19 protein-coding genes are annotated in these 20,017 nt (G+C 65.6%); 9 read left to right on the forward strand and 10 right to left on the reverse strand.

Translation table 11 applies throughout. The annotated features are described in order from the left end of the window. Positions 1–22 precede the first annotated feature (22 nt). Genes ACLMAJ_RS22210 through ACLMAJ_RS22220 form a run of 3 tightly spaced genes read right to left on the reverse strand, consistent with a single transcriptional unit; the run spans position 23 to position 4,124 of the window. On the reverse strand, positions 23–1,240 hold the full coding sequence (locus tag ACLMAJ_RS22210; RefSeq protein ID WP_412015716.1) for a CaiB/BaiF CoA transferase family protein: 1,218 nt from the start codon (positions 1,238–1,240) through the stop codon (positions 23–25). Positions 1,241–1,251: 11 nt separating this feature from the next. Then, on the reverse strand, positions 1,252–2,712 hold the full coding sequence (locus tag ACLMAJ_RS22215) for a dihydroorotase (RefSeq protein WP_412015717.1): 1,461 nt from the start codon (positions 2,710–2,712) through the stop codon (positions 1,252–1,254). 44 nt (positions 2,713–2,756) lie between these two features. Continuing rightward, positions 2,757–4,124, reverse strand: coding sequence for an FAD-dependent oxidoreductase (locus tag ACLMAJ_RS22220; protein WP_412015718.1), 1,368 nt, complete (start codon positions 4,122–4,124; stop codon positions 2,757–2,759). Between the two features lie 252 nt (positions 4,125–4,376). Here ACLMAJ_RS22220 and ACLMAJ_RS22225 point away from each other — a divergent pair, with 252 nt between their 5' ends. From ACLMAJ_RS22225 to ACLMAJ_RS22240, 4 genes are read left to right on the forward strand one after another with little or no spacing between them, the layout of a single operon-like run. Beyond that, positions 4,377–5,171, forward strand: coding sequence for an IclR family transcriptional regulator (locus ACLMAJ_RS22225; protein WP_412015719.1), 795 nt, complete (start codon positions 4,377–4,379; stop codon positions 5,169–5,171). Continuing rightward, positions 5,168–6,010, forward strand: a complete 843-nt coding sequence (locus tag ACLMAJ_RS22230) for an HpcH/HpaI aldolase/citrate lyase family protein (protein WP_412015720.1) — start codon at positions 5,168–5,170, stop codon at positions 6,008–6,010. The genes ACLMAJ_RS22225 and ACLMAJ_RS22230 overlap by 4 nt, the downstream gene beginning before the upstream one ends. Further along, positions 6,007–6,846 (forward strand): cyclase family protein, encoded by an 840-nt coding sequence (locus ACLMAJ_RS22235; RefSeq protein ID WP_412015721.1) that lies wholly within the window; start codon positions 6,007–6,009, stop codon positions 6,844–6,846. The genes ACLMAJ_RS22230 and ACLMAJ_RS22235 overlap by 4 nt, the downstream gene beginning before the upstream one ends. After that, positions 6,843–8,279: an MmgE/PrpD family protein gene (locus tag ACLMAJ_RS22240; protein ID WP_412015722.1), complete on the forward strand. Its 1,437-nt coding sequence runs from the start codon at positions 6,843–6,845 to the stop codon at positions 8,277–8,279. The genes ACLMAJ_RS22235 and ACLMAJ_RS22240 overlap by 4 nt, the downstream gene beginning before the upstream one ends. 918 nt (positions 8,280–9,197) lie before the next feature. Here ACLMAJ_RS22240 and ACLMAJ_RS22245 read toward each other — a convergent pair. After that, positions 9,198–9,998, reverse strand: a complete 801-nt coding sequence (locus tag ACLMAJ_RS22245) for a thioesterase family protein (protein WP_412015723.1) — start codon at positions 9,996–9,998, stop codon at positions 9,198–9,200. 108 nt (positions 9,999–10,106) lie between these two features. Here ACLMAJ_RS22245 and ACLMAJ_RS22250 point away from each other — a divergent pair, with 108 nt between their 5' ends. Both ACLMAJ_RS22250 and ACLMAJ_RS22255 read left to right on the forward strand, forming a co-directional pair. Then, positions 10,107–10,886, forward strand: a complete 780-nt coding sequence (locus ACLMAJ_RS22250) for a helix-turn-helix domain-containing protein (protein ID WP_412015724.1) — start codon at positions 10,107–10,109, stop codon at positions 10,884–10,886. After that, a complete protein-coding gene (locus ACLMAJ_RS22255; RefSeq protein WP_412015725.1) occupies positions 10,883–11,731 on the forward strand; it encodes a fructosamine kinase family protein in 849 nt (282 codons plus the stop codon). Before ACLMAJ_RS22250 ends, ACLMAJ_RS22255 begins: the two co-directional genes overlap by 4 nt. A gap of 93 nt (positions 11,732–11,824) precedes the next feature. Here ACLMAJ_RS22255 and ACLMAJ_RS22260 read toward each other — a convergent pair whose 3' ends face one another. The 3 genes from ACLMAJ_RS22260 to ACLMAJ_RS22270 form a co-directional block, all read right to left on the reverse strand. Next, the gene (locus tag ACLMAJ_RS22260) at positions 11,825–12,352 is read right to left on the reverse strand and encodes a cysteine hydrolase family protein (RefSeq protein ID WP_412015726.1); all 528 of its coding nucleotides are present in this window, start codon (positions 12,350–12,352) and stop codon (positions 11,825–11,827) included. Positions 12,353–12,407: 55 nt separating this feature from the next. Then, complete coding sequence (locus ACLMAJ_RS22265; protein WP_412015727.1) at positions 12,408–13,424, reverse strand: zinc-dependent alcohol dehydrogenase; 1,017 nt, start codon at positions 13,422–13,424, stop codon at positions 12,408–12,410. Positions 13,425–13,510: 86 nt separating this feature from the next. Next, complete coding sequence (locus tag ACLMAJ_RS22270; RefSeq protein ID WP_412015728.1) at positions 13,511–14,986, reverse strand: MFS transporter; 1,476 nt, start codon at positions 14,984–14,986, stop codon at positions 13,511–13,513. Positions 14,987–15,097: 111 nt separating this feature from the next. Between ACLMAJ_RS22270 and ACLMAJ_RS22275 the strand changes: the two genes are divergently transcribed. Next, positions 15,098–15,757, forward strand: coding sequence for a TetR/AcrR family transcriptional regulator (locus ACLMAJ_RS22275; protein WP_412015729.1), 660 nt, complete (start codon positions 15,098–15,100; stop codon positions 15,755–15,757). A gap of 333 nt (positions 15,758–16,090) precedes the next feature. On the opposite strand, the gene ACLMAJ_RS22280 is transcribed toward ACLMAJ_RS22275, so the two are convergent. From ACLMAJ_RS22280 to ACLMAJ_RS22290, 3 genes are all read right to left on the reverse strand, one after another. Further along, the gene (locus tag ACLMAJ_RS22280) at positions 16,091–16,924 is read right to left on the reverse strand and encodes a patatin-like phospholipase family protein (RefSeq protein ID WP_412015730.1); all 834 of its coding nucleotides are present in this window, start codon (positions 16,922–16,924) and stop codon (positions 16,091–16,093) included. A 109-nt stretch (positions 16,925–17,033) separates the two neighbouring features. Further along, positions 17,034–17,846, reverse strand: a complete 813-nt coding sequence (locus ACLMAJ_RS22285; protein WP_412015731.1) for an NAD(P)-dependent oxidoreductase — start codon at positions 17,844–17,846, stop codon at positions 17,034–17,036. Between the two features lie 28 nt (positions 17,847–17,874). Continuing rightward, complete coding sequence (locus tag ACLMAJ_RS22290; protein ID WP_412015732.1) at positions 17,875–18,378, reverse strand: DoxX family protein; 504 nt, start codon at positions 18,376–18,378, stop codon at positions 17,875–17,877. A gap of 233 nt (positions 18,379–18,611) precedes the next feature. Here ACLMAJ_RS22290 and ACLMAJ_RS22295 point away from each other — a divergent pair, with 233 nt between their 5' ends. Together ACLMAJ_RS22295 and ACLMAJ_RS22300 are read left to right on the forward strand one after the other, a co-directional pair. Next, on the forward strand, positions 18,612–19,343 hold the full coding sequence (locus ACLMAJ_RS22295; protein WP_412015733.1) for a hypothetical protein: 732 nt from the start codon (positions 18,612–18,614) through the stop codon (positions 19,341–19,343). A 96-nt stretch (positions 19,344–19,439) separates the two neighbouring features. Continuing rightward, on the forward strand, positions 19,440–19,976 hold the full coding sequence (locus ACLMAJ_RS22300) for a VOC family protein (protein ID WP_412015734.1): 537 nt from the start codon (positions 19,440–19,442) through the stop codon (positions 19,974–19,976). Positions 19,977–20,017 lie beyond the last annotated feature (41 nt).

Here is a 20,017-nt window from a genome sequence, read left to right on the forward strand (position 1 = left end):
CCTCGGATAAAGCTGTGGCGGGTCAGATGATCCCGCGCACCCGCAGATTGTCGATATCCTCGGCATTGCGCCCGAGGTTGGTGAGGATCTTGTCGGTGTCGGCACCTGCGTGTCGTCCGGTGTGCCGGATCGAGCCGGGGGACTGCCCCATGCGCCACATAACGTTTTGCATGCGCATCGGACCCAATTCGTCGTCCTCGACGGTGGTGATCATGTCGGTTTCGACTACCTGTGGATCGGTCAGTAGATCGCTCGGTCGGTATACAGGCGCGACCGCGGCGCCGGCTTTTTCGAAAACGCTGGTGACCTCGTCGCGGGTGCGTTCGGCGATCCATTCGCCGACATAGGTGTCCAGCAGATCCGCGTGCTGAGCACGTTCGCGTCCGGTCGCGAACCATTGCTCGTCGAGGACTTCGGGGTGCCCCACGATATGCATGACGCGTTCGGCGATCGCGTGGGCGCTGGTCGAGATCGCTACCCAGTGGTCGTCTTCGGTGCGGTAGAGGTTTCGCGGGGCGTTGTTCTGTGATCTGTTGCCGGTTCGTTCCTGGTCGATCCCGAGTTGGTCGGCATAGATCACTCCCGGTCCGACCGCTGTCATGATCGGGGAGAGTAAATCGAGATCGACTTCTTGCCCGGTCCCGCCGTTGCGTTCGCGGGCGAGCAGCGCCATCGATACCGCGGAGGAGCCCGCGATCCCGGCGATGGAGTCGGCGAGCCCGAAAGCCGGGAGCGTGGGTGGCCCGTCGGGCTGGCCGGTGAGGTAGGCGAACCCGCTCATCGATTCGACCAGAGTGCCGAAAGCCGGCCGTTCGGCATAGGGGCCGTGCTGCCCGAAACCTGTGACGCGCAACATGACCAGGCCGGGATTACCGGCCGCGAGTCTTTCATAGGACAGACCCCAGCGTTCGAAGGTTCCCGGCCGGAAGTTCTCGATGACAACGTCCGCTTCACCCGCCAGATCCCGAAAGATCTGCTGCCCGTCCGGGGTGCTCAGGTTCAGTGTCATCGCCTGCTTGTTGCGACTGACCATCTTCCACCACAACGGGACACCATCTTTGTCGAGTCCGTGGCCCCGCAATCCGTCCGGCTTGTCCGGGTGTTCGATTTTGATAACTTCCGCGCCGAAGTCGCCCAAAATCTGGGCCGTCAGCGGGCCTGCCAAAATAGTGGAGGCATCCAGCACCTTGATTCCACGGAGTGGGCCGGATGGCTCGTGCTCGCTCGTATCGTCCTTCACTGAGAATCTCCTCAGTACGGCCGGGCGAGGTAGCGTCCCGCTGGGTCGCCGATGACGGTGCCGTTCGACAACACGTGATTGCCTCGGACAAAGGTGTCGGTGACTGCGGCGGTCAATTCGAACCCTTCGAACGGCGTGTACTCCTGTGTGGACTCGGAGTCTTCGGCACGCACGGTCCACGTCCGGTTCGGGTCGACGATCGCAATATCCGCGTCGACGCCTTCGGCGATTCGGCCCTTACTCGGGAGCCCGTAGCGATCAGCCGGGCTCGATGCGGTGAGCTGCGCGATCCGGCGTAGCGATAGGCCGCGCTTGCGGCCCTCGGTGATCAAGCCGGGCAGCAGGTACTCGGTGCCACCGAATCCGGACTTGGCGGCGAACACATCATCGCGATCCTCGCCCAACTTGACCTCGTCCTTGCAGCACGCGTGATCGGAGACCACCCAGTCGATGTTGCCGGCGAGCAGGTGTTCCCACAGCGCTTCGACATCCTCGCGCGGGCGGATGGGCGGGTTCACCTTGGCGCCGAGCCCATTCGCGTTGTCGATGTCGGTGAGCAGGTGCCCGATCGTAACCTCGCGGCGAAAGTTCACATGGGGGAAGGCCTCGGCCATCTTCATCGCGGCCTTGAACGCCTTCGCCGAACTCAGGTGCAGCAGGTTGATATTCGGCAGCCCCGTTTCGTCGGCGAGGAAGGACGCGATGGTGACTGCCAGTCCCTCGGAGTGCTGCGGGCGCGAGGCGCTGTATGCGGCGAGCCCGCTGAGCTTGCCCTCTTGTTCGACGATTTTGGTGTAGGCGCTCATGATTTCGGCGGTCTCACAGTGCAGTGAAAGCGAAATGTGTGGCGCGAGTTCGGGGAACTGTTCACGTGTCCGCTGGACTCCGCGCATAACGAACTCGAAGTGGGCGATGTCGTAGCGCTCGTCTTCGGGGATCATCAGGAAATCGCTCTGGGAGGTGGAGCGTCCGTGCAGACCGTGGCTCCCGTAGAACATGAAGATCTTGAACGAAGTCACACCATGGTCCGAGGCCAGCTCGGGGATTTCGCTGATGTGCTGCTTGGACATCGGTGCCAGGTGGAACGCGTAGTCGATGTAGCTGCGCTCTGCCGAAGCCTCGAGGACTTCCGGGAAGAAGTCGGAGTATGCGCCGCCCTTGTTGAGGTAGTACTGCCCTGTCCGCATGTACGTCAGCGCGGTGGTGACACCGCCCTGCGCGCTCGCGCGGGACTCGGTGAGGGTGTCCTCGGACAGTGGGTTGTAGATCCCCCAGTGCTGGTGCGCATCCACCACGCCAGGGAAGACGAGCTTGCCGGTGGCATCGACGATCTCGGCTCCCTCGGACCGCAGGTCTGGGCCGATGGCCGCGATCTTGCCGTCGACGATGAGAATGTCCGCGGTCTCACCCTCTTCGGGCGCGTTGTCGTCCGTGCGGACGACGGTGCCATTTTTGATCAGGTAGGTGGTCATGTCTTGCTCCTGGCGAATATCTGAGTATCGGAGATGTTGGGTATTCAGACGGGGACGGTGTTGCTGACGTGCTCGGCAGCGAGGTAGGCGAGGCCGAGTGCCGCGATGAGGCCGTTGCCGGCGAGGTAGCCGGCCGCTCCGTGGCCCGAGATGCCGATGGCCGCCCCACCCGACGCGTACAGACCGGGGATCGGAGACCCGCCTGCGAGGACGCGCGCGTGTTCGTCGACAACGAGTCCGCCCTGGGTGTGGAACAGTGCGGGAGTAACGGCGATCGCGATATACGGTGCGGTCAGTGGGTGGCGATCGTCGACGCGGCCCTGCCGGTCCGGTTCCTGTCCGGCAGCCGAACGACGGGCAGCTTCCAGTTCGTCCTCGAGCGCGTCCGCGGGAACCCCGAGACGCACGGCCAGATCGGTGGCGGTCTCGGCCCGGACGAGAGACCCGCTGGTGACGACCGCGCGGAAATCGTCGAAGGTCGAGCACAGTGCTTCGATGTGCTCGTCGATGACGATCCAGCCCGTGCCTCCGGGTTGTGCGGCGAGGATCGCCGCGAACTCCGAATATCCGGTCGATTCGGGTGCGAAGCGCCTGCCGTCGCTGTTGACGATGATTCCCCCATGCACCACCGTGGCCCAGCCGACGAGCGTCTGACTGCGCGACGACAGGGCAGCATGGCCTTGGTAGGCGTCCAGATACCCACTGTCGGCTCCTAGGCCGCGCCCGATGCGCATGGCGTCGCCGCGGCTGAATTGGCCGCCGTGGTAATGGGAGTCGGCGATCTCGGGAATCCACTGCCGCACGAGTGCACGGTCGGCTCCAAAACCGTTGGTGGCCAACAGTACCGCGGATGTGGACAGATGCTCGGCGTGCCCGTCGGGGGTGGCGATCTCGACCCCCGAAACGCGCCCGTCGGTGGTGCGAACCTCACGCAGACTCATCGGCGCGATGACCTCGATCCGCGGGTGCGCGTGGGCGCGCTCCACGAGGTGCCGCAGTAGGCGAGAGCCGTGACGCCCGGCGATGGTGTGGCAACGATCGGCGCTGTGCCCGGGGTAGCGGAAGTCGGTGACGAGTTCGAGTTCGAGAGCCTGCGCGTCGGCCAGCCAGGTAACCAGCGGTGCGCTCGCTTCGGCGAGCGCACGGGCAAGTCGCCGGTCGGCCGTGCCGGTGGTCTTGCGATCGATGTCGCTGACGAACCGGTCCGGGCTGTCGTCCACACCGGCCGCACGCTGCCAGCGGGTACCGGCAGCGGGGATCATCGCGGTGCACATCGAGGTGTTGTTGCCGCGCTGGAAATGCTCGTCGGCGTCGACAACGAGCACGTTCGCGCCGAGTTCGGCGGCGCGCAGGGCAGCGACGAGCCCGCCGCCCGCACCGGCGACGACGAGTTCGAAATCGGGACCGTCCACGCTTCCTCCTATCATGTTCCGCTGAGCGGAACGCAATAATGTGGTCCCTAGCACTATGCACGGTCGGCCACCTGTACACAAGTGCTCGTAGAGACGATTAACTCCAAGGAAACTTGAGCTCACGCCCATATGGGCCACTGGACAATCGTTTCGCTAGGCGGTACAAATTGTTGTGTGTTTACGTCGGTGCCGCAGCGCCCTACGAAACGCGCCCTCCGAATACAACCAATCGACCCGGAGAACGGAGCCACGATGGAGTCCTCCAGTGGAGGCACCACGTCTGCCGCACGGGCAGCAGATGTTCTGCTCGAGTTCGGCCGCGGAGCGAGCGCGCTCGGCGTCTCGGAGATCGCCCGCACGACCGGTATGTCCAAGGCGGTCGCCCACCGCATCCTCACGACATTCGTCGAGTGCGGTCTGCTGCTCTACGAGCCCTCGACACGCCGGTATCTCCTCGGCCCTGCGGCCGCGACGCTGGGCGCGCGCGCATTGGATGTGTCGCCGCTACGGCGAATGGCACGCGAGGCATTGGTAGAACTGCAACGAGCCACCGGTGAGACGGCGACCGTATCCGGCCGACTGCCAGGTGGTCGCGTCTATCTCGATCAGGTCGAGAGTACTCGAGAGATCAAAATGACCGTCGACCTGGGCAGGCGGTTCGATCTACACAGCGGCTCGTCGGGTCGCATCATCCTGGCCCATCTCTCCGAGGAAGAGCAGGACGATCTGCTGTCGCGACCGCTCACGCGCCTGACCGCCACTACGATCGTCGACCCAGCGGCACTGCGAGCCGCGCTGCGTGAGGCGCGTGAGCGAGGCGTGTGTCGATCGACCGGAGAACGGCAGGAAGGGGCCGGATCGATCGCCGCCCCGGTATTCGGGGCGGACGGCTCGGTGATCGGGTCGGTATCTGTGTGCGGTCCCAGTTATCGAATGACCGACGACGCCTGCGACCGTCACGAAAGCTCAGTTGTGGAAGCGGCCCAACGGATCTCGCGCGCCCTCGGCTACCGGGCATCGGGTTCCGCCGTGGTGGACGCGACGTGACTGCACGCAGCTGGCTGTATGTGCCCGGACATCGCGACGATCGCATCGGCAGAGCGCTCGACAGCGCCGCCGACGCCGTCGTCATCGATCTAGAGGACGCGGTACCGGTCGGAGCGAAGGACCGTGCACTCGCGAACGCACTCGACACCCTGCGTGCGGCACCACCGGATCGTGAAATCTGGTTGCGGCTCAATGCCGTCGGATCCGAGTGGCTCGAGCACGAACTCCGCGCGTTGGCAGCGGCCGGTTGTGCGCCCGCAGGAGTCCGGTTACCGAAAGCCGAGTATCCCGAGTCGGTATCGGCGACAGCGGATCGGCTCGCATGCGACGTCCATGCCATCATCGAATCCGCGGCAGGGCTGCTCGCAGCACCCCAGATCGCGCGGTGTCATCCGCGAGTAACGGGTATCGCGCTCGGTGAAGCAGATCTCGCGGCCGATATGCGCACAGAACCGAGTGGCCTTGCATGGGCACGCGGCTGGATCGTTGCCGCGGCGCGTGCCGCCGGGTTGTCTTCACCCATCCAGAGTGTCTGGACCGCTGTCGATGACCGCGAGGGTCTGGCGGCAACGTCGCGCGCCGGACGAGCCATGGGGTTCTTCGGACGGTCCGTCATACACCCGAACCAAATCGACATCGTCAACCAAGCCTTCACCCCGTCGCCGGAAGAGCAGATCAGGGCGCGACGGATCGTGGACTGTGCGGCCGCGGCCATTGCGGCGGGTGAATCTGCCGTGCTCGACGAGAACGGCAGATTCATAGACCCTGCCGTCGTCGCGAACGCACGCATCGTCCTTGATCGAGCAGACGCGACAGCAGCACGAGGAGTAAAAGCATGACCGAACAAACCGTCACCGCTGGACCGGACGCGCTACTGAACGCTGTGGTGGACAACGAAACCGACATCATCGAGCTCGGACACCCGCATACGACAGGGATGCCGTGCTCGCCCAACCACCCCGGGTTCCGGATGACCCTGATACGCCGGCACGGCGATATGGTCCGTCCGGACGGGGGGTCGGCGTCAAACGAGATCATCGTGACCGGCGGGCATGTCGGCACGCACGTGGACGCCCTCTCTCACGTCAGTCACGAGGGCAAGCTGCACGGCGGAATCGACGCCCAGGAGGCCCAACGCGGCGGGCGGTTCTCGCAACTGGGCGCGGAATCCATCCCGTTCCTGCTTCGTCGCGGCTTACTCCTGGATGTGGCGCGCGTGCGCGGGGTCGACGCTCTCGATGCCGGTCGTGCTATCACGGAGCAGGATCTGCGTGACGCTGCCGATGCCGCCGGGGTGACTCCACGGCGCGGAGACGTCGTGCTCATCAGGACCGGCTGGGCCAGACACTTCGACGACCCCCAGCGCTACCTGGGGCAGCAGGATGGTGTTCCCGGAGCCGATGTCGGCGCGGGTCGCTGGCTGGCCGCCGCGGGCGTCGTAGCCGCAGGCGCGGATACCACCGCGTTCGAGCATATTCCGGCGGGTAAAGGCCACAGCGTACTTCCGGTGCATCGAGTCCTGCTCGTGGAGAACGGAATCCACATCATCGAGCATCTGAATCTCGAGGAAGCGAGCCGACGCGGCCTCACCGAGTTCACCTTCGTCATGGCGCCACTGCGGATCACCGGCGGAACCGGATCGCCCATACGTCCCGTCGCGGTGGTGGCCGCATGATCCGTCCCGACAGCGCGAGCCGACACGATATGCAGGGCACGGTCGTGGGTCGTCTCGCCGCGTTGGCCGACCACACCCGCACTGCGGGGCTCGCCGCGGAACTGCGCAAGGATGTCGCTCGCCGAGTCCTCGACGTGCTCGGCAATTCTCTGGCCGCGCAGGGACAACCGTCCGCGCATGCTGTCACCGCCGTGGCCCGTGGCTGGGCAGGTGCCCCCGCGGCTACCGGCATCGGGACCGGCGAACGATTCCCCGCGGCCACAGCTGCCCTGGTGAACGGCACGCTCGCACACTCGATGGACTCCGATGACACCCACCTGCCTTCGGTGTTGCATCCGTCCGCGTCGGTAATACCGGCCGCGCTCGCGGTCGGTGAGGCAACCGGGGCGTCAGGAGCCTCGGTCCTCGACGCCGCAGGCGTGGGTATCGAAATCACAGCGCGCTTGGGCATGGGCGGCTACGACGAGGATCTCGGCAACTCCGAGTTCTTCGAGCGCGGCCAGCACGCGACGTCGATCTGTGGCGCAGTCGGGTCGGCCGCGGCCGCCGCCATGCTCTACGGCCTCGACGCCGAGGGCATCGCGGACGCGATGGGGATCGCCGCCAGCTTCGGTGCGGGTTTGCTCGAGGCCAATAGGACCGGCGGCACCGTCAAACGTGCGCACTGCGGGTGGGCAGCGCATTCGGGTGTGACAGCAGCGGAGCTCGCCCGCCACGGACTCACCGGGCCGCCCACAGTGATCGAAGGCAGATTCGGTTTCCTGCACGCATTCTGCGGTGACCGGGCCGACGCGGCGAAGGTGACCGACAGGATGGGCGAGCATTGGGAATTGCCCGGCATCTTCTTCAAGCCCTATCCGTGCAACCACTTCACTCACGCTGGGATCGATGCCGCGCGCGCTCTTCGACGTAACGGACTCGACCCCGCCGAGATCGTAGCGATCGATCTCGGCGTGCCGACGCCGGTGCTGCGCACCATCGCGGAGCCACCCGCGGCGAAGGCCGCCCCGGAATCGGGGTACCACGCGGCATTCTCGGGCCCGTTCACCGTGGCACGTGCGCTGCTCGGTGGTTCGGGACTCGGTGTAGGACATGCCGATTTCACGGACGAGGCAGCGAAAGATCCTCGCACGCTCGCGCTGGCATCACTGGTGGTCAGCCGCAGCGACGACCATTGCGACAAGCTCTACCCACACCAGTTCCCCGCCGTCGTGCGGGTGCGTACCCGCGACGGTGCATGGCATGAGGCTCGCGTCGACCACAATCGTGGCGGGCCTGCCAATCCCCTCTCCGACGACGAACTCACTCTGAAATTCGATCTCAATGTCGAAGGGCGATTGTCCTCGGCGACAGCACTCGCTGTCGCCGAGCGAGCACTCGGGCTCGCGTCAGCCGACTCGCTCGACGACCTGATGTCGATTGTCCGTGGTTGAAAATCGCGCGGTGACCGGCGTCGGAGCCGGCCCGCTATCGCATCGTTGGATGATCGCGCGGCGTCGCCGCACCCGAGGGCGGGCGCCGTCTCCGGCCAGAACGAATGCGCTGGTGAAGAACCGAGGATATTCGAGCACCAGCTGAATTTCCGCGCAGCAGATCTTCGATGCGGGACCCGGACTGGTGGAAACATTGGTGGGCTCGCTTCGGCAGCAAGTTGCTGTCTGCTGACGCGGCTGGAGCAAGGGCGAGTAGTGGGGTCGCGACTACCGCAGCCGCGATGAGGGATCGGATCTCAGGTTGTAGGTTCGGTTCGGGGTCCGGACTCGGCGGAGCCAGGCAGGCCAAGAGACAAGTTGCTGCTTCGGGTTGGCTGATTTCTTGCGTCAATTCGTGGCGTCGCCGGACTATCTGCGGGTTGTTGGTGTAGATGAGACTGCCATCGGCGAGCGGATGCTGCGTGACCTCGCCCGGCGGCGGCACCGGCCCCAGCTCCGGACCGCATGGAGGCATGTGCGCCGGGCGGCTGCGCTGTCGAAGCCTCGTCTACGGCATCGGTCGCCGTGGTCAGGACGAGTTGGGGCGATGGGGCTGTTGTGGTAGGCGGCGACCAACCACCTGTTATCACGCCTTTGGAGAACCCAGGTCGCATTGACGAGCCGGTCGGTAGGCACTTCGTTTTCGTCGGCGGCGAGCGGGACAGACACCCTCGCCGCACTCAATCTGCCGCTGACACCGCTGAACGCGCCCTCACGACCATGCGCATCGGCCACAGCTCGGCCCGGATACCTGCCGCCAGGGTGTGAGCGCGAACCACCTCCGGCACCCGATTCCCCCGCCGAGCAAGAACTCGCGGCGAAGTTGTGAAGTAGTGGCATTCATGGGCCGAAATACCAGGACGCCGCAGGTCGCGCCTCTCAGGGGATCAGGGCGAGTTGGCGCGATTGCGCGACAAGCGACCCCGTGGAGTCCCAGATCTCGAAGTCTTCCTCGTGGAATCCGTTGATGAGGTAGTTGGTGTGGACGCGGCAGGCCAACCAGCCCGGCGCTGGGCGCTGCCGAACGTGAACGGTCAGCTCGATGGTGGAGGACCCGAGCACTCCGAGGTCGAACACCACCGGCATGGCGGCATCGACGAGTAGGGCAAGGGCGATCGGGTCGGCGTCGCGGCCATCGGCGAAGCGCATCCAGAATTCGGCGGCGCTGGTTCCGCCCGGGGTGCCGGTCCAGACTCCCGGCAGTTGCGGCATACGGAACTCGATGCGTTCGGTGATGCTCGCGCCGGTGGGGTTGGCGCCGTCGAAGGGAGCCAGGCATAGGTCCGGTGCGGGAAGTGCGGGCGGTTCATTGCGGACCACCGTGCGGCCATGCGCGGTGGAGAGATCGGTGAAAGTGGCCAGCACGCGGATGATTTCGCGGTCGTCGCGAGTGAGGATGGCCTGGCCGGTGGCGGTGCGGCGTCCGATGCGCGCGATCTCGGTGTGGATGAGCGCGGGGCCGGCAGTACCGGGGCGCAGGAAGTGTGCGGACGCCGACAGCAGATCTGGCTGAGGGAATTCGTCACGCAGTGCCTGTAGCGCGGTGGCGAGCAGGTAGCCGCCGTTGGCGGTGCCTGCCGGTGTCGACCAGCGGTCGGACAGCTCGAGTCCGTATTCATGGTCGCTGACGCGATCGCTGGCGGTATCGGTGTCGAAGAGGTAGTGAGTGGTCGTGGTCATTGCTCGATCTCCCGTTCGGTCCGGCACAACGATCGCCGCCGACGGTACTCGCGTCGATTACCCGGAAGGTAATAGCCACGGGGACTCCCAGTTCGTAGGATTCGGGAGGTGACTACCCAGACTGCCGGTGACCTGCTGCGACATTGGCGCCTCGAGCGCAGGCTCAGCCAGCTGGAACTGGCGGGGCGCGCAGAGACCTCCACCCGGCACCTCAGCTTCATCGAAACCGGTCGCGCCACACCGAGCCGCACCATGCTCGTGCACCTGTGTGAACAGCTGGAGGTGCCGCTGCGGGAGCGCAATCGGCTGCTGCTCGCTGCCGGGTATGCCCCGGTGTACGGCGAACCGTCGCTCGACAGCCTCGCGATGGCGCCGGTACGGGATGCGATGCGGCAGCTGCTCGTCGGGCTGGAGCCGTTCCCTGCGCTGGCGATCGATCAGAACTGGAACATCGTCGACGTCAACGCCGGTATGGCGTTGATGCTCGAAGGTATCGATCCGGCGTTGTTCACCGCGCCCGCGAATGCCCTGCGATTGAGCCTGCATCCCGATGGGATGGCCGGTCGCATCATCAATCTCGCCGAATGGCGTGGCCATCTGTTCGAGCGGATGACGCGCGGTATCGAGGCAACCGGGTCGCCGGAACTGATCGCACTTCTTGCGGAGTTGCGCGAATATCCCGGTGGGGAGATCGAACTGTCGTTGCCCGCGCCGGATCAGGTGGTGGTTCCCTTGCGTCTGCGCCACGACGGCCAGGAGCTGTCGTTCATCAGCGCGACCACGGTGTTCGGCACACCGATGAACGTCACCGTCGCCGAGTTGGCCATCGAATCGTTTTATCCGGCCGACGTCGCCACCAAGAAACTCCTGACCTCGGCGCCTTCGTGAGTGTCACATCGGAGCTCGGTGAACTGCTCGGTGTTCCGGCCCGCGCGGTGGTCGACCTGGAGGCACGGCATTCGTGGACGTTGCACCGCGCGATCCTTGCCGACGGCCGAGATGTGTTCGCGAAGGTCGCCGACGATCAGGCGGCGGTACTCACCGCCGAAGCGGCGGGGCTGGACTGGTTGCGCGTCGGGTCACCAGGACTGGTACCGCGGGTGCTGGCCGTCGATGACCGCATGCTCGTGCTGCCGTGGTTGCCGGAGGCGCCCCCGACCCCGGGCACGGCCGAACGACTCGGCCGCGAACTCGCCGTGCTGCACGCGAATTCACCGGGAGCATTCGGTGCGCCGTGGCCCGGCCGGATCGCCGATCTCCCGCTCGACAACACCATCGGCAACGATCCATGGCCGCACTGGTATGCCGAACGCCGCCTCGCGCCCTACCTCCCGCACGCCGCACCTCATCTGGGCCCCGCCGGAATCCGCCTGCTGGAGCGCGTCATCGAGAACATCGACACCCTCGCCGGTCCACCCGAACCGCCAAGCCGCATCCATGGCGACCTCTGGTCGGGCAATATCCGCTGGACCCCCGACCGTGCGATTCTCATCGACCCCGCTGCCCACGGTGGCCACCGCGAAACCGACCTGGCCATGCTCGCCCTCTTCGGCGCACCCCACCTCGACCGAATTCTCGCCACCTACCAGGAGACCCGCCCGCTCGCCGACGGTTGGCAAACCAGAATCGCGTTGCACCAACTGCACCCATTACTGGTGCACGTCGTGCTGTTCGGGGGCGCCTACCGCACCCGAACCCTGACCGCAGCCACCGAGATTCTCGCGATCGGGTAGCCGCCGTTCACGGTGTCGCCCAAGGTGTTCCAGCGGTCGGAGAGTTCGAGCCGGTATTCCTCCGAGGGCATCCGGGGTCGACAGCGTCAGCGGTCAGTGCGCCGCTACCCAGTCGGCGACGGTCGTGACGTCCGCCTGGCGCGGAAACACCTTGTCGGTGAGCACATGATGCACCTCCAGGTCTGCGTCGAGGCACCCGTCGGACAGGACGGTGAGGGCGAAGTCCATATCGGCTGCCTGGCGGACGGTGGACAGGACGACGCCGCTGGTGGCGATGCCGGTGAGGACGAGGTGGTCGATTCCGCTCGCGCGCAGCACCATCTCGAGGTCGCTGCCTGCGAAGGCGCTCACGCGTCGTTTGGTGACGATGATGTCGCCGGGCTCGGGGGCCACATCCGGGTGGATCTGAGTGGCTGCCTCACTGCTCACCACCGCTGTGCTGCGCGCGAGCGGGCCGAACATCTTATTGCGGGTACTGATTTCGGGGAAGCCGGGGCGAAATCCGACAACCACGTAGATGACCGGAATGCCGTCGGCGCGGGCTGCGCTGATCGCCTCGCCTAGGCGCGGCAGGTATGTGGGATCGGGATAATGGTCGACAACGACAGTCTGGACATCCATGACGAGCAGTGCGTGGGCCACGGCAGGCCTTTCATATTCGGGTTCGGTACTTGCGTCATTCGAAGGTGACGACGACCTTGTCGGCGGCGCCAGGGGTCGTGGCCAGCTCGTAGGCCTTGTGCACATCGGTGAACGGGACCTGGTGACTGATCAGCGTGGCGAATCGTTGCCAGTGTGCCGCCAAATCCGGTGTGACCTCGAAGATTTCGGTGGGGTAGCCCATCGAGGCGATGATCGTCAGTTCGCTGCGCAGGATACCGGAGATGTCGACCGGCTCTTTGTGCACGGCGACGATGACCAGCTCGGCCCCCCATTTCGCCGATGCCTGAACTGTTTCCAGGACCGCGCCCGCGCCGGCGGCGTCGATGTAGATATCGGTGCCGGGGCGCGGTTGTCCGAGGGCGTTGGCGGATGCCCCGTGCAGTTCGGTCAGGCGAGCGGCGACGTCTTCCTGCGCGGAGTTGATGACCGCGTCGGCGCCGATCACGAGTGCCTTGTCGAGGCGTTCGGGGAGAATGTCCACGACCACCACATGTTCGACACCGCGCAGTTTGAGCCAGATCGCCGCGCCGAGCCCGATCGGTCCCGCGCCGAATACCACGACCTTGTCCGAGGGCTCGGCATCCGAGCGGTTGACGGCGTGCTTGGCGACGGCCATCGGTTCGTTGAGTGCGGCGACGGCGAAGGGCACATCATTCGGAATGATCAAGAGGCTCTTGCCCAGTTCGGCTTTCTCGATGAGGACGTATTCGCTCATCGCGCCCTGTGGTCCGCCGCAGCCCATCAGGCCCGATGGGCCATCCATCGGGTTGACGACGACACGGTCCCCGACCGACAGCCCGGTCACCTCGGCTCCGACCGCCACGATCTCACCCGCGGGTTCGTGCCCGAGGTGCACCGTGGTCAATTCGCCGGGGGTGAACGGTGCGCCGCCCTGCACGACCATCGCGGTATCGGTGCCGCAGATGCCGCAGGCGCGGATGCGCAGCAACACATCCTGTGGGCCGGGCTCGGGGCGATCCAGTTCGACGACCTCGACGGTGCCTGGCTTGCTGGTGCGAACGGATTTCATGGTGGACAAGTCGCATCTCTCTGTTTGTGTGGGTTTCGCAACGTAGGGCGGGTTCGGGTTCGGTGCGGGGTTAGTTCAGCGTGTGGTCAACGCAATGCCGGCGCGGGTTCTGAGATGCCGATCAGATCTTCGGCCGATTCCGGCGTGAGTGTCGCCCGGTGCCGGGGCAGGAACGCCGCCAGCACCAGCGCGCCGAGTGCGGCGAATGCCGCGGCCGCCATGATCACTTGGAATCCGCCCTGCGATGGCATGGTCGCGGGACCCACGCGCACGGTCATCTGGGCCAGCACGATGCCCGCCACCGCACTGGCGAAGGAGGTGCCGAGCGAGCGCATCAGTGTGTTGAAGCTGTTCGCCGCGGCGGTTTCCGAGGCCGGAACCCCGCCCATGATCAGGGCGGGCATCGCACCATAGGCGAGTCCGGTGCCCGCGCCGATGATGCTGGCGATGATCGTCAGCTGCCAGACCGACGACATCATCAGGATGCCGACGCCGTATCCGGCGGCGACGATGCCCGCGCCCAGCATGAGGGTGATCTTCGGGCCCATGGTGTTGGTGATCCGGGAGGACAGCGGTGCGACGAGCATCATGACCAGACCGGACGGTGCCATGACCAGACCGGCGACCAGGATCGACTGGCCGAGACCGAATCCGGTGACCTCGGGCAGTTGCAGCACCTGCGGGAAGACCATGGTCATCGCGAACATCGAGAACCCGAACACCATCGAGGCCAGATTGGTGAGCAGGACCTGGCGACGGATCGTAGTGCGCAGGTCGACCAAGGGCTGTTCGGCCCGAAGTTCCCACCAGATCCATACCGCGAAGGCGGCGACGGCCGTCAGCACCATTCCGATGGTGAGGTCGCTGGTCCAACCCCACGCACGGCCCTTCGAGATGGCCAGTAGCAGCGTGATCAGGGCGGTGGACAGCGACAGTGCGCCGATGGCGTCGAATGTGCCGCCGGTGCGCACATTCGATTCGGGGACGACGGCGATGACGAGCGCGGTGACCAGGACGCCGAGACCGGCCGAGGTCCAGAACAGGAAGTGCCAGTCGGCATATTCGGCGATCAGCGCGGCGGCGGGCAGCCCGAGAGCGCCACCCACACCGAGCGAGGCACTCATCAATGCCATGGACCCGGTGAGCCGCTCCTTGGAGACCTCGTCCCGCATCACGCTGATGCCGAGGGGAATGACACCGGCTGCCAATCCTTGCAGGGTGCGAGCCGCGATCAGCGGCAACAGGCTTTCGCTCAGCCCGCCGACGATTGAACCGGTGACGAGTAGGACAAGGCTGATCAGCAGCATGCGGCGCTTGCCGAACATATCGCCGAGGCGGCCCATCACCGGCACCGCGACCGCGGCGGCGAGCAGAGTGGCCGTGATGGCCCAGGAGGTGTCGGCCGCGGAGGCGCCGAGCAGCTGAGGCAGCTGCGGGATCAGCGGAATGACCAGGGTCTGCATCAGCGATACCACGATCCCGGCGAACGCCAGGACGGCGACCACGAGATTGGTGCGAGACCGCGAATCCGATCTCTCGGAGTCTGTGACAGGGGATGGCATGGGTTGGACTCCGTCGGGTCGGCAGCGAATCGTTCGATCACAATTAAAGCAGTCGCTTGACTTAACGTCAAGCAGTTGACTTAAACAATCGGCGACGGCACCATGGACACCATGAAGACAGCCAGTTCCGGCGGGCCCACCCTCAGGACCGATCGTGCGTCCGAAACCCGGGAACTCATCCTCACGGCCGCCGAGCGGCTATTCGCCGAGCACGGGGTGTTCGTGGTGTCCAACCGGCAGGTCAGTGAGGCCGCGGGGCAAGGTAACAACGCCGCGGTTGGCTATCACTTCGGCACCAAGGCCGATCTGGTCCGCGCGATCGTGGAGAAGCATTCCGTGCCGATAGAGCAGAAACGCGCCCAGCTGCTGCGGTCGGTCGAGGGATCGACGCGGCTGCGCGATTGGGTTTCCTGCTTCGTGCGCCCCGCCATCGACCACTTGGCCGAGCTGGGCAGTCCCACCTGGCATGCGCGGTTCAGCGCACAGGTGATGACCGACCCGGCGCTGCGCACCATCATGGAAAACGAGGCATTGATCTCGCCATCGCTGCGACGCACGATCGACGGCCTGGCCGAATGCGTACCCGATCTCCCGGATGACGTGCGCCGTACGCGCAGCAATATGGCGCAATACCTGATGGTGCACATGTCCGCCGAACGCGAACGCGAACTGGCCGAGTCGGTTTCGGGTGATGCCGCGAATTGGCAGGACTGCGGAACGGATCTGATCGACGCGATCGTCGCCATCTGGCAGGCGCCGGTGACCCGCTGATCGCATGTCGAGCGGCCTCGAATCGCCAGAGGCGGCCGCCTTGTCGACGATGTGCGCGTGCAACCGTGTGCAGAAGCGGTCGGCATCGTCCTGATCGGCCTCGGCATAGACGAAACGGCTTGCGACGCAAGCCTCTTGGTTGAGAACCATCACGTCGGAGGCTGCGAGTTCGGCGGCGCGGTCGAGCGCCGCGCCGTCGGCGAATGCCTCCTTGCCCGGTGGCCGCCGCCCGCCTGCGGGTCGAACGCGAGAAGCTGATCGCCGGGCTCCCGTTGGTGGGACAATCGTTGGCTGCCACCATCTTTCGATAGGAGTGGTGGTGCGCGCGGACTGTCAGCCGAGCACACCGCGTAGCTCTTCGGTGACCTCATCGGCCTGGTCTACGCCGGCCCGATAGGCCGGTGCCCAGGCGGCGTCGGCGAGCATGTTGGTGCCGTAGGCGGCCTGTGCTGCGGCATTCGGGCCGATCGTCACCACGATATCCGCGCCGACCATGGCGATTTCGCGCTCGAGCGGCCCTCGGGGATAGACGTGGGCGATCGGTTCGATGACCACCAGTCGCTCCGATCCAGCGGCAAGATCGGCGTTGGTCGGCGAACTCGCGCCGCCGTCCATGTATCGGCTGCCGTGGATCGCGACCGGCGGGATCAATGTCGGTACCGCGCAACTGGATGCGACGGCATTGAGCAGTGCGACCTCGCTGTCGCGATCCCACGCGACCCGCTCGCCGGTCTCGATGTCCAGCGCGGTCACCCATAGTCTGCTCGTCGGCCAGTCCGGTGAGCCGACCATCCACTCCATCCAGGCCAGATGTTCTTCGGCGCCCTCGGTGACAGCGGTTGCGAGTGCGGCGATGCCGCGCCGGGCTTCGGCGGGATCGATGCTGGGGTCCGAGCGCAGTCGCGACATCTCGGCCAGCTTGCGCGGGTCGAGTTCATGTGTGCGGCTCGGCGGTGGCGCCGATGACGGACCTTCGGCGAGTTCGTCGAGATCCGCGCCGGTGGTGATCAAGGTGCCCGCGAGCGACCCCGCCGACGTGCCGACGACGAGGTCTGCGGCGGCAAGATCGACACCGCGATGGCGCAATCCGGCTGCGAGACCGAGCATCCAGGCCGTGCCGACCACGCCACCGCCGCCCATAACTACGGCCGATCCACCGGAATTCATCAGAACCTCCTTGCTATGTCACGCAACGGCGAGTGCTGACCGCCGCTAGCTCGCCCGGCTGCGCTGGTATCGCGCCGCCGAAATGTGTCGACTCCGATTCGCACCGGAATCACCGCTGGTGGCCCATGAGGGCCAGTGTGGCATCGGCCGCCGAGAGAGCGATGCCGGTGGTCGCCTCGGCGGCCGTCGCGAGATCGGCGACCAGTTGGATGTCTTTGCGCAATGTATGTCCGGCGGTGGTGGCGATGGATTCCAGTGAGCCGGTGAGCAGGCGGTCGAGTGCGAAACTGTTCGCGGATCCGTGGCTGATCACCTCGCCCAGGCGGGCCGGTTCGACGCCGAGTTGCTGCCCGAGGGTAAGGACGCTCGCGGCCGTCGCCAGATTCGCGGTGAACAGCAGGTTGTTGAGCAGTTTAGTGACGTGGCCCGACCCGGTATCGCCCAGGTGCACAATCGGATTCGCGTAGGTTTCGAAGACGGGACGGCATCGTCGCAGGATGTCGGCCGGGCCACCGGCCATGACCAGCAGGCGGCCCTCGGCAGCCGCGAGCGCACCGCCGCTCACCGCAGCGTCGATCAGTGAAACATTCTGTGCCCCAGCTATATCTGCGAGATCGCGACAGGTATCGGGATGAATCGTGCTGTGCACGGCGATAATGCCGCCGGCAGACGTCCCGGCGAGCACGCCGTGCTCGCCGGTGAGGACCGCGCGCACGTCGGCGTCGTTGCCCACGCACAGGCAGACCAGGTCGCTGGCGCGGGCGAGTTCGGTCGGCGACTCCGCGACCCGGGCCGTGGTGTCGGCGAACGGTGCGAGCGATTCGGGCCGGCGTGCCCAAAGTGTCGTTCGATAGCCGGCCGCCACGATCCGCTGCGCCATCGGCGCGCCCTGGCTGCCCAATCCGATGAAACCGACGCGCATCGGCGCACCTCTCGTTCGAAAGTAGTTGTCATGCAGCTGCTTCGGACTGCGGCCGCCAGAACACCGCGAGCAGGCCCGCGGTCGACGCCACCGCCACACCGAGGGCGATGCCGCCGCCCGCCCAGCCGACGATCTCGAGATCGGCCGCGTGGTCGATCGATAGCCACCCGGGTCCGAATATCGCCAGTACCAGCGCCGTCGCGGCCAACACCAGCACGTACTCATAGCCCTCCTCGAACACGAAAAACCCGTTCGGCCGGTGCGCAAGCAACCCCGCGACGAGCATGACCGATATCACCGCAGCGCAGGCCAGCGGCGTGAGTAGGCCGAGAATCAACAGGGCTCCCGCGCCGATTTCGGTAATCACACTCAGCCATGCCTGCAGCACGCCGTTGCGCAGTCCCAGGCCGCTGAACCAGCGGGCCGTGCCCGCGATCCGGCCACCGCCCAGCCAGTGGTTGATCCCGTGCACGATCATCGTGGCACCAATGACCAGTCGCATCAGCGCCAGGGCGAGATCGGCGACATCCATCCGTTCACCTCCAGGGCCGCGATACTCGCGGCACTATCGAATTGCCATCCAGAGCTGGTGAAAATACCCGCTACCCGAGTGCGGATGGGCTCGGATGTCCGGTGGGCGGTCAGGAAATGATTTCCGCCGAAAGGCCGCATACGTTTTGTCCCGTTCAGCGGGAAGTCGCCCCGAGGCCGGTCGGTAGCCGGGTCGATACTTCGTTGCACGATTGACAGATCAAAGGAGATCCCATGGACCTGAAAATCAAGTTCAGGTTGTACCGATTCTCGGTGTGGTGCGGCATATTCGTCGCGATCGGGGCGGCGGTCGCGTTTTACGGTATCGGCAAGCTGAGCCCGCCCGCACCGACCGCGAGCGCCGAAGAGATCAAGCAGCAGCTGCTCGATAACCGGACCGGGATCCTTTGGTGCGTCGTCATCATGGGGCTTGTCGCACCGTTCTTCTATTTCTTCGCGGTAATAACCAGCGTGTTGATGCGTCGCATCGAGGGTGGCTGGGGGTTGTTGACGATGGTTCAGCTGACCACCGCGGTCATAGCACCCACCGGCTGGATCTACCCGCTGGCGATGATCGCGACGGCAGCCTACCGGCCCGATCGCAGCGCTGACCTGATGCTGATGTTCAGCGACCTGTATTGGTTGACCTACGTCGGAGTGGCCTTCATCTTCAGCATCAATATCGCGACCATCGGCTTCGCGACGCTGTTCGACAAGAATGAGGTTCCGACCTTCCCGCGTTGGACGGGGTACGCGAACCTCGTCTTCGCCGTGGTTTTCGCCCCCGGTGTGTTCGTCTACGCATTCCAGAGCGGACCGCTGGCGTGGAACGGATTCTTCGCGATGGCGCTGCCGTCCGTGGCCTTCATCTTCTGGAAGATCATGATGACCTACACCTTGCTGCGCGCGGTGAAGCTCGAGGAGCGCGAGGCTGAGGAAGCTGAGCTTGTACCCGCGACGGTGTGATTCTGTCGAGGTTCTACAACCCAGCGGCCGGTAGCTTGTGTCGGCGGCACGGACGTGATCGGCTCGTCTGAGCCACTATGAAACGGAGCCGTTCCCATGCCAATTCAGCGACTGAACCATGCTGTCCTGTTCGTCTCGAATGTTGAGCGCGCTGCGGCGTTCTATACGGAGGTGCTCGGGTTCCGCCGGATCGGCGGCATGCCGGGCGGGGTGTTTTTGCAGGCGGCGGGTTCGGCCAACGACCACGACTTGGGGCTGTTCCAGTCTCCCGAACCTGCGAGGTCGCATCGCCCCGGGCAGGTCGGGCTGTATCACCTGGCGTGGGAGGTCGACACGTTGCGTGAGATGGGCCGGGTTCAGGAGGCATTGCGCGACGCCGGGGCACTGACCGGCGCTTCCGATCACGCGTGTACGAAAGCGCTGTATGGGGCCGACCCCGACGGCATCGAATTCGAAGTGACCTGGTTGGTGCCGGATTCGGCGGTGGAGCAGGAATTGCGGGAGATGACCGCGCCGAGCCGTCCGCTCGATCTTGCGGCGCAGATCGCCCGCTACGGTGCGGATACGCCGGGTGGGCCGCGGACAGATTTCGCGATCTGGCAGCGTTTTCTCGCGGGACAGGCCGCCGAATAACGTTCAACTCGAGCGAAATGCGAAGACGCCGGACACCGACC

The organism is Nocardia arseniciresistens, assembly GCF_046764875.1.
In the GTDB taxonomy this organism is placed as follows: Bacteria; Actinomycetota; Actinomycetes; order Mycobacteriales; family Mycobacteriaceae; genus Nocardia; species Nocardia arseniciresistens.

Coding starts and splice junctions, on each gene's coding strand:
- ACLMAJ_RS22240 (WP_412015722.1), top strand. CDS start 6,843: ATGATCCGTCCCGACAGCGCGAGCCGACACGATATGCAGGGCACGGTC.
- ACLMAJ_RS22280 (WP_412015730.1), bottom strand. CDS start 16,924: ATGAATTCCGGTGGATCGGCCGTAGTTATGGGCGGCGGTGGCGTGGTC.
- ACLMAJ_RS22265 (WP_412015727.1), bottom strand. CDS start 13,424: ATGAAATCCGTTCGCACCAGCAAGCCAGGCACCGTCGAGGTCGTCGAA.
- ACLMAJ_RS22245 (WP_412015723.1), bottom strand. CDS start 9,998: ATGACCACGACCACTCACTACCTCTTCGACACCGATACCGCCAGCGAT.
- ACLMAJ_RS22295 (WP_412015733.1), top strand. CDS start 18,612: ATGGACCTGAAAATCAAGTTCAGGTTGTACCGATTCTCGGTGTGGTGC.
- ACLMAJ_RS22285 (WP_412015731.1), bottom strand. CDS start 17,846: ATGCGCGTCGGTTTCATCGGATTGGGCAGCCAGGGCGCGCCGATGGCG.
- ACLMAJ_RS22215 (WP_412015717.1), bottom strand. CDS start 2,712: ATGACCACCTACCTGATCAAAAATGGCACCGTCGTCCGCACGGACGAC.
- ACLMAJ_RS22300 (WP_412015734.1), top strand. CDS start 19,440: ATGCCAATTCAGCGACTGAACCATGCTGTCCTGTTCGTCTCGAATGTT.
- ACLMAJ_RS22225 (WP_412015719.1), top strand. CDS start 4,377: ATGGAGTCCTCCAGTGGAGGCACCACGTCTGCCGCACGGGCAGCAGAT.
- ACLMAJ_RS22275 (WP_412015729.1), top strand. CDS start 15,098: ATGAAGACAGCCAGTTCCGGCGGGCCCACCCTCAGGACCGATCGTGCG.
- ACLMAJ_RS22260 (WP_412015726.1), bottom strand. CDS start 12,352: ATGGATGTCCAGACTGTCGTTGTCGACCATTATCCCGATCCCACATAC.
- ACLMAJ_RS22235 (WP_412015721.1), top strand. CDS start 6,007: ATGACCGAACAAACCGTCACCGCTGGACCGGACGCGCTACTGAACGCT.
- ACLMAJ_RS22270 (WP_412015728.1), bottom strand. CDS start 14,986: ATGCCATCCCCTGTCACAGACTCCGAGAGATCGGATTCGCGGTCTCGC.
- ACLMAJ_RS22290 (WP_412015732.1), bottom strand. CDS start 18,378: ATGGATGTCGCCGATCTCGCCCTGGCGCTGATGCGACTGGTCATTGGT.